Raw genomic sequence first — 13,125 nt, forward strand, 5'->3', positions numbered from 1 at the left:
GGCAAGCCACGCGGACCGTCACAGACAAATGCTGACCAGGGGAGACGTTTGGTGATCGAGCAACTGGTTGGAATAGGACACATGGCTGCGGCGGGCAGTGATCATTGAGCGGGACGATTGCCACGCACTCCTCGATATGTCCGTCAGGGCGCATGGTGGTTGTAAGGGAGCGGCGAGTTCGTGCCGCCTTCGAGCGAGCCGATTGGTTGAATGCAGGGATGGCTGACACGGACCTGGACGCGTTGCTCAGTGAGCGGATGCGGCCGGACATGGCCGATGCACTGGCTGCGGCGAATAAGGAACGGCAGAACGTTGTCGAGCGCTTCCCGCTGGCGAGTTGGCGGGGGCTGCCGCTGGATCGCTATGCCCTGGGTACGGGCGCGACCGAGATGCCGTTCTGTGCACTGCTCGAGTTTCATACCCAGCACCTGGGTGGTATGCGCGGCGGGAGCGCCCGTAAGCACATTATTTACCGGCAGCGCGATGGTGAGTGGTGGTTGTCGGGCACGCTCGCGGGTTTGCCGGTTGACGAGGCGTGGCACCGCCTGCGGGCACAGTTCGTGGAGGCATTCGACGCCGTCGCGGCCGGCGACTTCGACCGACTCGACGAGCTCGACCTGCTCCGTCACGGTCAGGCGCTGGTCACCAAGGCGTTGGCGACCTATTTTCCGGACCGGTTCATGCCGATCTACTCCGCGGACCACCTTCGGCACTACATCCGGTTGTTCGGCGCCGAGCCGGAGGCCGTGCCTGCGTGGCGGTTGAACCGGCAGTTGAGGTCGCTCGTTGCGGGGCATCCCGTTGTGTCGGGCTGGGAACCGCTTGAGGTGATGCGGCTGCTGTACGACAACGTTCGGCCGGGCACATCGGCGGAGTCGGTGTGGAAGATCGCTCCGGGGGAGCGGGGCCGGATGTGGGACGACTGCCGGGCTGGCGGGTTCATCTGTGTGGGCTGGCCGGAGGTCGGTGATCTGGCCGCCTACCCCACGGAGGCGGACCTGGTGGAGCGGCTGCGCATGGAATTCCCGGATTCGGGACGCGCGTACCTGACCCGGCTCGCCCGCGATCTCCTTCGTTTCCGCGACCTGCCGCCAGGCGCTCGGGTGCTGGCCAACCGCGGTCAGTCGCAGGTGCTCGCCGTCGGCACGGTCACGGCCGACGGGTACCGGTACGCCTCGGAGCGGGAGCATCCGAACCTGGTGGGAGTGGATTGGGACGAGTCGTTCGCGCAGTCCCTGCCGGCTCCGCAGGCGGCGTGGACGTCGACCTTCGCGCCGGTCGGTCAGCAGTTGTGGGCGTCGATCAAACGCAATCGAAGCGGCAGCCCGGTGGCCGTCGAGGTGTCCGGTGCGGTGACCCGGGTCCGGGATGTCCTCGACCGCAAGGGTCAGGCGATCCTCGTCGGTCCTCCCGGTACGGGGAAGACCCGGCTGGCACTGGATGTCGCCCTGGCCATGGCGGGGGAGACGGACGCGCTGACTGCTGTGCCAGCAGTTCGGCAGGACCGAGTCCGCCGGTTGCTGGCAAGCGATACAGCGGCCGGCGGTCAGTCGGTTTGGTTGTTCGTGGCCAACCCGAAACAGTGGAGCTGGGACCGGCTCGAACAGCAGGGGATGGTCACCTTCCGCCGCGGCCGCATCGAGAACAACTACGCCCGGATGCGCCCTGGGGATCTGGTTCTCGGATATGAGGCGACGCCGGTCAAGAAGGTGATTGCCGTGAGCCGGATCGTGGCGGTCGATACCTCGGCTGACGAACCGGTGCGCCTGCAGTGGCTGCGGTCGATCGATGGTCCCACCTACGAGGAGTGGCGTAGCGATCCCATCCTGGCTTCCAGCGAGCCGGCCGTTCACCGGATGCAGGGCACCGCCTTCCGGCTGACCGCCGAGGAGGCTGCGGCGGTCTTGGGAGACGAGGCGCCGGCCGCGATCAACGACGACGTGCCGACCGTGACCATGGTGACCTTCCACCCTTCGTACGGCTACGAGGATTTCGTCGAGGCGTTCAAGCCGATTCCGACGGCAACCAGTGGACTTAGCCTGCGTCTGACGGATGGCCTGTTCACGCGGATCTGTGCCGCGGCCGACGCGCACCGCGACCGCACCTACCTGCTCATCATCGACGAGATCAACCGTGCCGATCTTCCCCGTGTGCTGGGCGAGCTGGTCACTCTCCTGGAGCCCGACAAGCGCGACGTCCCGGTGCTGTTGCCGGTGAGCGGTCGCACGTTCCGAATCCCGCCGAATATCAAGATCATCGGGACCATGAATACGGCCGACCGCAGCGTCGCGCACCTCGACGCGGCGGTGCGCCGCCGGTTCGGGTTCGTACCGGTGCTCCCGGACCCGACCGTGCTGGCCGCCGCGGTCGGCCCGGTCGACCTCGGCCGGCTGCTGGTGGCGATCAACGAGCGGATCGCCGAGCACCTGGACGCCGACCACGTCCTCGGGCACTCCTTCTTCCTCCGCGACGACTCCCCGATCACCGCCGAGACCGATGTGCACGCCGCGTTATACGACGACGTGGTCCCAATGCTGGAGGACTACGCCATCGGCGACCACGAGCTGCTTGCCGCGTTACTTGGCGACGAACTTGTCGACAGCCGCACCGGGACGGTGGCGGTCCTCGACGCCGAGGACCTGCTCGCGGTCCTGGCCAAGGAGTTCCAGGTCGGGCTGGCCGACGATGCCACAAAGGCGTGATCGACGGGCCGCGCCGGTCGACGTGACCCTGGTGGAACACCAGGTCACGGAAGTTGCGGACGGGTTGCTCAGCGATGCCGATCTGCTGCGGATCGACCGACTCGCCGAACGCAGAGTGCTCACCTGCCGTGCCACCCGGACGGGTTACGAACTCGCTGCGGGGTCATTCGTAGGCGTTGTCAGGCTCGACCGAGTGCGGCTGCAACTGCGGCCCAAGCTGTCCATCAGCGGCGAGCAGCTCATCGCCTGGCTGAGCTACGCGATCGGCGTCGATCCGCTCCGTCCGGAGCTGCGGCGCGGCTGGCATACCGCCGACGACGGTCTGGCCGATCTTGTGGTGGCGGCCCTGGTCGACGAATGCCGGGAGTTGATCCGTCGCGGGCTACGGCGTGACTATCAGCGGGAGGACCGGATCGAGCCGGTCCTCCGTGGACGCCTGGACCTGCCCGCGCAGATCTCCCGCCGCTACGGGATGGTCGACCGGCTTCACGTGCGAACGTTCGATCGGCGCAGTGACGTGTGGGAGAACCAGGTCTGCCATGCGGCGTTGACGGCCGGTACCCGGGTCGCGCGCAATGCCGATCTCGTGCGAGCCGCCGCCGCGACCGCGCACGCGTTCCCAGCACACCCAGGTGGGACCTACGCGGCCTTGCGCGATCTTCGCCGGGCCCACTACCACCGCATGAACGCCGCATACCGCGTCGCACACACCTGGGCGGCCCTCCTCCTTGGTGGCGGCGGCCCCACCGATCTGCTTCGGCCATCGGACGCCATCGCCGGCAGCCTGCTGATCGACATGGACAGGCTCTGGGAGTCGCTGGTTCGCCGCATGGTCGGTGACGCGGCCGCTGAGATGGGCGGGACGGTTGTGCCAGCGGGCGGCCAGAACGCGCTCAAGGTCACCGTGGACGACGACTACAGCACGACGTTCCGGCCGGACGTGCTCATTCGATACCTGGAGCCGACGCTGGTGGTGCTGCCGGTCGATGCCAAGTACAAGCACGCTTCCACGCGGGCGATCGACAGCAGTGACCTGCACCAGCTACTCACCTACGCCGCCGCATACCCGATGCCGCCGCCGCCCCGCGCGATTGTCGTCCACCCCGCCGACCTGGGCTGGACCCGCCGGCGGGTGGCCGTGGCCGGACCCCGCGGCCCACTCGGTGAAGTCCTCGTCGTCGGTGTGGACATCCGTCAGCATCCGTGCGATGGCCGGGACCGCATGCGTGCCGAACTCGATCGATTCCGTGACACCGCTCGTCGGGCCGGGTAACTCGGGTCCGCAGCGCCCATGGGTCGTCTATGCGGTGTGAAAGTGTGGCCGGCTCGGACCAACACCCCTGCTCGCCAGGTTTGGGCAAGTTTGGTCGAGCCGGGAGGCGTTGCCCACGCCTCGGCGAGTCCGGCCGTAGTGACGGCCGCGCTGACACTGAGGTCGTGATCGGCGACGCCTCCGCTTTCGTTTGCGAAGGCGAGGGACATTTCGACGTGTGCCTGCTCGACGCTTCGGGCGAACTCGTCGCTCGGAGTTCGATCGACGGCCAGGTGCTGGCGCATGCATGGCGATTCGGCCTGGTGCAGTTCGGCCTTCGGTGACGACTTGATCTTCCAGCAGTCTTCCTGCCAACGCTTCAACGTCCGTTGGCAGGAAGACTGCGGTAGGTCAGAATCTTGTTACTGACAGAATGGGCCCCTACCGGGGGGAGCAGAGTGGTCAAGACATCAGATGAGCGCCCAGCCGTCGTCCTGCTCAGTGGTGGCCTTGACTCCGCCACCGTCCTAGCGATCGCAAAGAATGAGGGTTATACGCCCTATGCGTTGAGTTTCCGGTACGGCCAGCGCCACACGGTGGAACTTGATGCCGCGGGCCGAGTTGCCAGTCAACTTGGCGTTCGCCGGCATGTAGTCGCCGACGTCGACCTGCGGGTCTTCGGCGGTTCCGCGCTTACCGACGACTCCATTGGCGTTCCGCATCACGCGACGGCCGATGACCTCGGTTCGGACATCCCGGTGACGTACGTCCCTGCTCGTAACACGGTTTTCCTGTCATTTGCGCTCGCGTGGGCCGAGACACTTGGGTCGAGTGATCTCTTCATCGGGGTGAACGCGCTGGACTACAGCGGCTATCCGGACTGTCGGCCCGAGTACATCGAGGCGTACGAACGGATGGCGAACCTGGCGACGAAGGCTGGCGTCGAAGGCCAGCAGAAGTTGAAGGTCCATACGCCTCTGATCAATTTGACCAAAGCACAGACGATCGAACGTGGCTTGGCGCTTGGCGTGGACTACGGCCTTACGCACAGCTGCTACGACCCGATCGCGGCAGTGGCCTGCGGCACGTGCGACTCGTGCCTGCTCCGTCGGCGGGGGTTCAGCGACCTTGGGCTCACCGACCCCGCTCCGATAGCGGCCGGTGAACAGGTATGACGTACAAGGTCAAGGAGATCTTCTATACGCTGCAGGGAGAGGGCCATCACGCAGGTCGGCCCGCGGTCTTTTGCCGATTCAGCAGTTGCAACCTGTGGACCGGGCGGGAGGCGGACCGGGCTCGCGCGATCTGCCAGTTCTGCGATACGGATTTCCTCGGTATCGACGGCCCAGGCGGAGGACGTTTTAGAACTGCGGCTGACCTGGCCTCCGCCGTCGCCTGTACCTGGCGGGGAGAACTTCATGCGAGGAGCCGACCGTACGTCGTTTGCACCGGCGGCGAGCCGCTGCTCCAGCTCGACGCTGCGGCCATCGAGGAGTTTCACAATGAGGGCTTCGAGGTCGCAATTGAAACCAATGGCACCAGGCCCGTACCACCCGGAGTCGACTGGATCTGCGTAAGTCCCAAGGTGGGCGCGGAATTCGTGTTAACTCGCGGTGACGAGTTGAAGCTCGTCTTTCCTCAGCGAGGTCTGGACCCTGAACAGTTCTCAGACTTGGATTTCTCCTCCCTTCGGCTCCAGCCCATGGATGGACCCGAGCTACTGGCCAACACCCGGGCCGCGGTCGAGTACTGTCTGGCCCACCCCCAGTGGCTACTAAGCGTGCAAGCTCATAAGCTCATTGGCATCCGGTGATGGAGATATTTTGCGATTTTACTTTTGAAGCTGCCCATCGACTTCCCGAGGTGCCGGACGGCCACAAGTGCGCTCGGCTGCACGGCCACTCGTACCGGGTAGAGGTGCATGTTCGAGGCGAGGTCGACCCGTCAACCGGCTGGATCATGGACTTCGCCGACATGAGGTCAGCCGTCAAGCCCGTCCTGGACCGGCTCGATCACTACTACCTCAACGAGGTTCCGGGACTCGAAAACCCGACGAGCGAGAATCTGGCGGTGTGGATCTGGGATCAGCTAGCGGTGGCCCTGCCGTTGTCGAAGATCGTGGTGCGCGAAACATGTACGTCTGGCTGCACCTATCAGGGGGAATAGGGTGGACGCTCGAAGACGTGCAGCAACGGCTGCGACCATCGTGCAGCCCGTCGACCCGTTGGTGTGTCGGGTGCATGATCAGCAACAGTCTCGTTGCCCGACCGAAGACGTTGGAGCATCTGCCGCAACTCGCCCAGACGCTTCCCGAACCGGTCTTATTCTCCAGAAGCTGGCGGCTGGCGCTTCGTCAGTCGCCGCTTGGTCGACGACCCCGGCCTTCGGCCACCTGGCTCCTCCGGACGCGTTGGGACTTCGGCCACAACGTCGATCGTATGTACTGTGAGTTCGTCGGAGGAACCGATGACCGCGAAGACTAGCAATGTGCTTAGCCGTCGGGCTCTACGGATCATGCAGAGCTCGCGGTCACCGCTGTACTTGTTCGGCCTGACCGCCCGAGAGATTTTGCAGGTCGCCGACATCTCCCGCGTCAGCCCCGACATGGGTGGCAAGCTGATCGGCTACCAGCGCCGCGAGGTTCGGCAGCACGTGCAAGAAATTGTCGACTACCTCGACGGCGATGACGTCCTCTTTCCCAACTCCATCATCATCGCCCTGTCGTCGTCGGTGAGGTTTGTGAGCAGTCGAGGGCCGCACGTCTCAGACGGTGTTGCGACGGCAGGGAATCTTGAGATTCCGCTACCGCGGTCGGACGAACAAAAGCCTGGGTGGATCGTTGACGGTCAGCAACGAGCTCTGGCACTGGCGAAGTGCGTCCGCGGGGATTTGGTCGTACCGGTCAACGCGTTTATCACCGACTCTGTCGACCTGCAGCGAGACCAGTTCATTCGGGTCAACAACAGCAAGCCACTACCCCGCGGTTTGGTTACGGAGTTGCTTCCCACCCTCCAGCCCTCATTGCCGCCGCGGCTATCGCTGCGACAGAGTCCGTCCGCACTGTGTGACCTTCTGAATCAAGCGGAGGACTCGCCGTTCAAGGGCCTGATCAAGCGGCCCGCAACCGGCTCCAAGGAGCGACGGACGTCAGTCATCACCGTCTCCAGCATCATCAACATGCTGGAGGAGAGCCTCGGATCGCCCACCGGCTGCCTCTTTCCGTATCGCAACCTGACCACCGGCGAGACGAACTTCGCCGGTGTGTGGGCATGCCTAGTGCTGTTCTGGGGAGCGGTGCGAGACACCTTCCCAGAGGCTTGGGGCAAGCCGGCCACCCAGAGCAGGCTTATGCATGGAGTCGGTATCCGCGCGATGGGCCGGCTCATGGACCGCATCATGGTTGTCGTCGATATCGACAATCCGGAAGCACAGCAGCAGGTAACGGAAGAATTGGCCCTCGTCGCCTCCCATTGCCGATGGACTAAGGGAAATTGGGAAAAACTCGGCATGCGCTGGAACGATCTCGAGAACTTGTCCCGCCACCTCAACGAGCTCTCGAGTTTTCTCATCCGCACGTACGTCCAAGCCCGCTCGACGTAGAGCAGGTCCCTCATCAATTATGATAAGGTACTACTTTCCCGATAGCCGGGACCGGATCAGTTCGACCTACGACTTGGTCAACGACGAGTATTCCCCGTTTCGAGTGCACGAACGCGACGATCTTTATGCCCACGAGGCGCTGGACCCGCCGCCTTATGACGGAATCCTGGTTAGCAAGGCGATCGTCGACGGATCGGTGCGTAGTGCAGGAAAGTACACCGGCGCCCAACGAGAAGGGCTCTACAAGTTGGGCGTTCGGTCGTTCTTCCGTCTCCCCCGGAACGTCGACACAATGGGTGACTGCGGAGCCTTCAACTATGCGGGCGAGTATGATCCGCCGGACACGGTCGACGAGGTTCTGGACTTCTACGAACGGTGCGGCTTCGACGCCGGAGTCAGTGTCGACCACGTCATTGTCCAATACGACGCGGCGGCGACCGAAGCCCGGGCCAATCCGGACTGGGTCCGACGGCGTCAGATCTCTTTGCAGTACGCGGAAGAGTTCCTCCGCGCTTCAAGGAGCAGGAGGAGCCGTGTCCAGCCCATCGGGGCAGCGCAGGGATGGAGCCCGGCAAGCTACGCCGACAGCGTCTACCACCTGCGTCGGATGGGATACGAGCGGGTTGCCCTCGGGGGGATGGTTCCGCTGAAGAGCCCGGAAATCATTGCCTGCCTGCGGGCGATCGCCGAGATGGACTTCGACCGCCCGGAAATCCACCTGCTGGGCGTCACCCGCGTCAAGGACATGGCCAACTTCGCCGCCCTTGGTGTGACGAGTTTCGACAGCGCCGCTCCCTTTCGACAAGCCTTTATGGATGACCGCGACAACTACCAGACCGCGCGAACCACATATGTCGCGATTCGGGTGCCGCAGGTCGACGGCAACGTCACGCTCAAACGTCGAATCCTTGCTGGCCACGTGACCCAACGAGAGGCACTTGTCGTTGAGCGGCAATGTCTGCAGGTCCTACGTGCGTACGACGGCGGCAGAACGGAATTCGACGCGGCGCTTGCGGTACTGGGTGAGTATGAGCGCATCCTTGACGTTAAGAAATCTCATCTAAGCGACTATGCGCGTACGTTAGCCGATCGACCCTGGGCTGAATGTACGTGTTCGCTCTGTCGCGAGCATGGTATCGAAATTGCGATTTTCCGAGGCACCGAGCGAACCAAGCGCCGCGGATTCCACAACCTTGCTGTCTTCGCCGAACGCGTGCGTCAAGTGGGAATTTGATCGTCACGCTGAGAAGTTGTGGCTGACCCGCACGAACTGGTTTTGCGAGTCGTTATGCGTATGCGGTATCGGCCTGTGGAATTGAGGGTTTGGTGAGTGGTCGCGGTCCTCCAGCTCGCGTGCCGAAGCCCCAGTCCCTGCGGAATACCGTATGAAGAAGTATAGACCCTTCGAGGCAACCGAGCATAAGCTCGGCACGGCCGAGAGGTCAGTTATGGAAGGGGGTCACGTCTGGACGAACGTATGGTGCCGTCTCCCGAGCAAGCTAGCTGAACTAGTCAGGGCGGGATACTTGCTGAAGTTGATTGCTGGATGGTCCGGCTGGCATCCGCTGACCGACCGGGCCGCTCGTCTCGGAACCCCGCGCGGTCCAGGCCTGTACCGGGTGAGAGCCGTTGGTGATACGGGGCTCGCTTACGTCGGTCAGACGAAGAGTCTGTCCAGACGGCTCAACCACCTGACCGTCCTCTACCAAGACGAAATTCCTTACAACGACCCGCACACGGCGGCACCGTGCTTGTGGGTGATGCGCACCGTCCATGGGGCCGAGTTCGAGTTCTCGGTGGTTGAGGTGGCGGGCGACGTCCGTGACCGCATGGCAGCGGAGTCCGTCGTGGTGTCTGAGCACCGGGCCGAGTTCGGGCGGTCGCCGACGGCCAGCTTTGGGCGGATGCCCGACGGATGGGTCAAGTCGTCCGGCAACAACAAGCGGCTAGCGCAAGCGGGCCGCCTGGTCCGCGGTTACCCGGATTCGCGCAAACGCCGCTCTGGCGATCACCCCTCAGTTCTCGACTCTGGCCGTGACCCGACCGCGCCGGACTGGGCAGCAATGCCGTGGAGCCGGTGGAGTTCCAACCTCATCACCCGACCAATCGCTGGGCAGATCCTCGGTGTCTACCGCGTCCGTCGCTCCGGTGACCACACCCTTCTGTACATCGGTCAGGGCCGCGTCAACGCTCGGCTGACCGCCCACGTCCTCAAAGGCCGTCGCGCCAGCCGCGACCATCATGCAGCATTCGCCGGAGACCTTGAAGCTTCCTGGGTAGCCCTGCCCGGCTGCACCCCCGCCCAACGGATGGAGGTCGAGTGCGACCTTATCGCGAGCCACATCCTCAGGACGAAACACGCTCCAGAGCTCCAGTTCCTGGGATGAAGTCTGCCCAGGCAAAGGGGCACGCCGGGACAGGCGGTGACCCAAGCGCCGGTAAACGAACTCGACGAGGCCGCGACGTATGTACGTATGAAGACGGCTGGACAACGGCCAGGCGTGATCGCGGTCTGGCTCTGTTCCCATTTCTCCAGAGGTCCGGACTGCGGGTTCATGAGGCCCTGGAAGTGTTGTACAGCCGCTTTACCTCGGCTAAGTCTTGAACCACAACGCCGACCTCGAGGTTGCGGGGCAGCGCCTTTGTTCGGTGACGTTGGCGCTGCTGGTCAGGGCCAGTGTGATGGTCGACCGTGAGCAGTTTGGCGTGGAGGGCGGCCCGGGAGTTGCCGACAACGGGTCGCCGATGCGCGGGCCAGCGCCAGAACGTGGCGCGGTGCCGCAATCAGCGTCCTACACGAAACCCTCTTCGAGAAGGGTGGTGCCGCCACACGTGATGTCGTGGCGCTGTCTGGATCCCCCAACGACGCGGCATCAGCTATCCGAATTTGGCTTGGCCACGTGACCGTCCCCGTCGAGGCGCAACGAGAAGCCCCCGTACATGCCCGGTACCGGGAACCAGATCGCGGGTGGGTCGAGTTCCAGCGGAGCCTCGAGTTCAGGAAGCCGCAGGGCGCTCTCGTCGACCTGCCGCGCGGCCCGCTCGCGGATCAGCGCATGGAGGTAGGACTGGAGTCGTAGGAGCACACCGGTGGGGACCTGGCATCGGTAGGCCGGCTCCAGTTCTAGCAGCAGCGCATCGTGACCCAGCCGGGCGGCGACGTCGTAAGGCCGTTCGCCCCCTGGCGTCGCGGATCGTGCGCCACGCGCCCCGCTCCACGAGCTCGCGGACCACGGCGATCGGCGCGTTTCCGTGCGCCGCCTGGTGCAGCGGCGTGTATCCGGATCTGCCGCCGGGACGGACCGTGTTGGCCAGCTGCGGATCCTCGTCGAGGGTGGCGAGTACGGCGGGCCAGCGATACTCGCTGGCATCGTCGGCGAGCCGGTTCCGTAGCTCCTTGTGCGAGTCGGTCAACGATTCGGTATTGCCGACGCCGTCCCATGATGGGGTGTCCATGGGCTCCTCGGATGTCAGGTGGCGGAGACGAATCTCGTGGGTTCCTTGAGAATGGCGGCGGCACCATCGAGGTCGGCCAGTCGGGCGGCCAGTGTGGCGATGGCGAGCCGTTCCGGTAGTGCGGCGTTGAATTTTAGTCCTTCCAACGCCTTATGGTCGGGTTCGGGTAGGCAGAGCCGTTGTGCCGCGTCGGCGGTCAGTTGCCGCCATTCCGACGGGGTCAGGTTGTCGCGGAGCCGGATCTGCCGGTCGTCGTAGCGCTGGACGGGGTCGATGACCTCGGTCAGGGTGGCGGCGAGGGTCGCGTTGGCGCGGTATCCCGCCCAGGTCCACCAGCGCAGGTCTTCGCCGCCGTCGCGGAGGATCACCGTTCCTCCGGGGTGGACGGTGCTGCTCAGTTCGTCCCGTTCGGTGGCGAGCCGGTCGGTGGCCCGGCGGGTCATCCGGACCGGCGGGTCGGCGCCGAGGAGCACTTCTCGCACTGCGCGGGTCAGTTCGTGGGAGGTGCCGACGATCGCGCCGGCGGGTGCGGTCCAGCGGGCCCGTCCACCCGAGTCGGCGGGTTCGACGAAGCAGCGGCGGCGTCGCCAGTCGATGTAGGTGACGCGCCAGCTGCGGCCGGCGAGCAGGAGCAGCCGGTCACCGCGGACCTCGTCGGTGAGCAGGCCCGGGTCGACCCTGCCGAGTTCGTCGCGGCCGGTGAGCACGGTGAACTCGGGTGCGCCGGTGAACACGGCAGTCATGTCCATGAAGTGGCGCCGGCCGAACCGCCGTTCGGCCTGTGGGCCGATGAACAGCATGCCCTGGTCGCTGTCGAGGAAGCCTTCGGAGACTAGGTGGCGCACGAGGACGTCGGCGCCGAAGGGCCGCAGCCCGTTCCACCATCCGGCGACGACGCGGTCGCCGATGCGGTGTTCCTGCAGCGCCAACGCCAGGATCTGCTGGGCGACGATGTGCCGCGGCTCCGGCGGCGCCTCGACCGGTTCGACCCAGCCGCGCCGCCACAGCAGCAGCAACGCGGCGGCTTCGGCGAGTGCGTCGCCGCTCAGAGTCAGGAACAGGCAATTGCGGGTGGTGCCTGGACGGCGGCCGGTGCGGCCGAGGCGTTGGAGGAACGACGCCACGGTGGCAGGTGCGTCGATCTGGATGACCCGGTCGAGGTCGCCGACATCGATGCCGAGCTCCAGGGTGCTGGTCGACACGATGACACAGTCCCGTGCTTCGGTAAACGCCTGCTCAGCGCGGCGTCGCTCGTCGGTGGACAGCGACGCGTGCGAGAGGAACGTGGTGACGCCTTCGGCGCGGAGGAGCTGTCCGAGGTGCTCGACGACCTGCCGGGACTCGCAGAAGACCAGCCGCTTCTCGCCGGCGTGCAGGGAGGCGATGACTGTGGCGGCGTTGGTGAGCGACCCGACGAAGTCGAGTTCGACCTCGGCGTCGACCGGGCCGGCGGCGGATGTGTCAGGGGCGACGATCGTCGCGGTTCGCGTTCCCGCGGATGAGCCCTGGAGCCAGTCGAGCAGTTGGGTGGGATTGCCCACCGTCGCCGACAGTCCGACGCGCTGGATCGGCCGCCCGATGAGGTGGGTGAGGCGTTCCAGCACGGCGAGCAGGTGCCAGCCGCGGTCGTCACCGGCGAACGCGTGGACCTCGTCGACGACGACCGCCTGCAGGCCGGCGAAGAACGCGCGATGGTCGACCGTGGTGCTGACGAGCATCGACTCCAGTGACTCAGGCGTGGTGAGCAGGATGTCAGGCCGTTCGAAGAGGATGGCGCGGCGGCGGCTGGTCGGGACGTCGCCGTGCCAGACGGCCGCCCGCCGGCCGAGCCATCCGGCGTAGGTCTCCAGCCGGGGGAGCAGGTTGTTCAGCAGCGCCTTGAGCGGACACACGTACAACACCGACGTCGCGGTCCACCGCTGTGCGGCCATCCGGGTCAACAGCGGGAAGACGGCCGCCTCGGTCTTCCCGCCGGCTGTCGGCGCGAGCAGCAGCGCGTCGTCGCCGGCGAGCACGGGCGTCACCGCGTCGGCCTGCAGGGGACGCAGGTCGGGCCAGCCGAGGCTGTTCACGATGTGGTGCAGCAGCACGGGATCGAGGTCAGCGGCCGGCATC

12 protein-coding genes are annotated in these 13,125 nt (G+C 65.4%); 9 read left to right on the top strand and 3 right to left on the bottom strand.

The window, feature by feature from the left end:
• The first annotated feature begins 218 nt into the window (after positions 1-218).
• The 9 genes from Voc01_RS44660 to Voc01_RS44700 all read left to right on the top strand — a co-directional run bounded on the left by Voc01_RS44660 (position 219) and on the right by Voc01_RS44700 (position 9,941).
• Positions 219-2,702 carry an AAA family ATPase gene (locus tag Voc01_RS44660; protein ID WP_203933839.1) on the top strand — a complete coding sequence of 828 codons (2,484 nt, stop codon included), beginning with the start codon at positions 219-221 and terminating at the stop codon, positions 2,700-2,702.
• A gap of 31 nt (positions 2,703-2,733) precedes the next feature.
• The gene (locus Voc01_RS44665; protein ID WP_203933840.1) at positions 2,734-3,975 is read left to right on the top strand and encodes an McrC family protein; all 1,242 of its coding nucleotides are present in this window, start codon (positions 2,734-2,736) and stop codon (positions 3,973-3,975) included.
• Between the two features lie 164 nt (positions 3,976-4,139).
• Positions 4,140-4,298 carry a hypothetical protein gene (locus tag Voc01_RS44670; RefSeq protein ID WP_203933841.1) on the top strand — a complete coding sequence of 53 codons (159 nt, stop codon included), beginning with the start codon at positions 4,140-4,142 and terminating at the stop codon, positions 4,296-4,298.
• A 114-nt stretch (positions 4,299-4,412) separates the two neighbouring features.
• Positions 4,413-5,129: a 7-cyano-7-deazaguanine synthase QueC gene (gene queC, locus Voc01_RS44675; RefSeq protein WP_203933842.1), complete on the top strand. Its 717-nt coding sequence runs from the start codon at positions 4,413-4,415 to the stop codon at positions 5,127-5,129.
• Positions 5,126-5,767, top strand: coding sequence for a 7-carboxy-7-deazaguanine synthase (gene queE / locus Voc01_RS44680; RefSeq protein WP_203933843.1), 642 nt, complete (start codon positions 5,126-5,128; stop codon positions 5,765-5,767). Before queC ends, queE begins: the two co-directional genes overlap by 4 nt.
• Entirely contained in the window at positions 5,767-6,120 is a 354-nt protein-coding gene (queD, locus tag Voc01_RS44685; RefSeq protein WP_203933844.1) for a 6-carboxytetrahydropterin synthase QueD, read from the top strand. Before queE ends, queD begins: the two co-directional genes overlap by 1 nt.
• Before the next feature lie 300 nt (positions 6,121-6,420).
• Positions 6,421-7,554, top strand: a complete 1,134-nt coding sequence (dbpB, locus tag Voc01_RS44690) for a DGQHR domain-containing protein DpdB (RefSeq protein WP_203933845.1) — start codon at positions 6,421-6,423, stop codon at positions 7,552-7,554.
• Positions 7,555-7,573: 19 nt separating this feature from the next.
• Complete coding sequence (gene dpdA, locus Voc01_RS44695) at positions 7,574-8,788, top strand: tRNA-guanine transglycosylase DpdA (RefSeq protein WP_275423818.1); 1,215 nt, start codon at positions 7,574-7,576, stop codon at positions 8,786-8,788.
• Between the two features lie 292 nt (positions 8,789-9,080).
• Positions 9,081-9,941, top strand: a complete 861-nt coding sequence (locus Voc01_RS44700) for a GIY-YIG nuclease family protein (RefSeq protein WP_203933846.1) — start codon at positions 9,081-9,083, stop codon at positions 9,939-9,941.
• Positions 9,942-10,427: 486 nt separating this feature from the next.
• On the opposite strand, the gene Voc01_RS44705 is transcribed toward Voc01_RS44700, so the two are convergent.
• Genes Voc01_RS44705 through Voc01_RS44715 form a run of 3 tightly spaced genes read right to left on the bottom strand, consistent with a single transcriptional unit; the run spans position 10,428 to position 13,124 of the window.
• Positions 10,428-10,640, bottom strand: coding sequence for a hypothetical protein (locus tag Voc01_RS44705; protein WP_203933947.1), 213 nt, complete (start codon positions 10,638-10,640; stop codon positions 10,428-10,430).
• The gene (locus tag Voc01_RS54870; protein WP_203933847.1) at positions 10,552-11,010 is read right to left on the bottom strand and encodes an ankyrin repeat domain-containing protein; all 459 of its coding nucleotides are present in this window, start codon (positions 11,008-11,010) and stop codon (positions 10,552-10,554) included. The genes Voc01_RS44705 and Voc01_RS54870 overlap by 89 nt, the downstream gene beginning before the upstream one ends.
• Positions 11,011-11,024: 14 nt before the next feature.
• Positions 11,025-13,124, bottom strand: coding sequence for a DEAD/DEAH box helicase (locus Voc01_RS44715; RefSeq protein WP_239160935.1), 2,100 nt, complete (start codon positions 13,122-13,124; stop codon positions 11,025-11,027).
• Between the last annotated feature and the right edge of the window lies 1 nt (position 13,125).

Source organism: Virgisporangium ochraceum (assembly GCF_016863655.1).
Lineage (GTDB): Bacteria > Actinomycetota > Actinomycetes > Mycobacteriales > Micromonosporaceae > Virgisporangium > Virgisporangium ochraceum.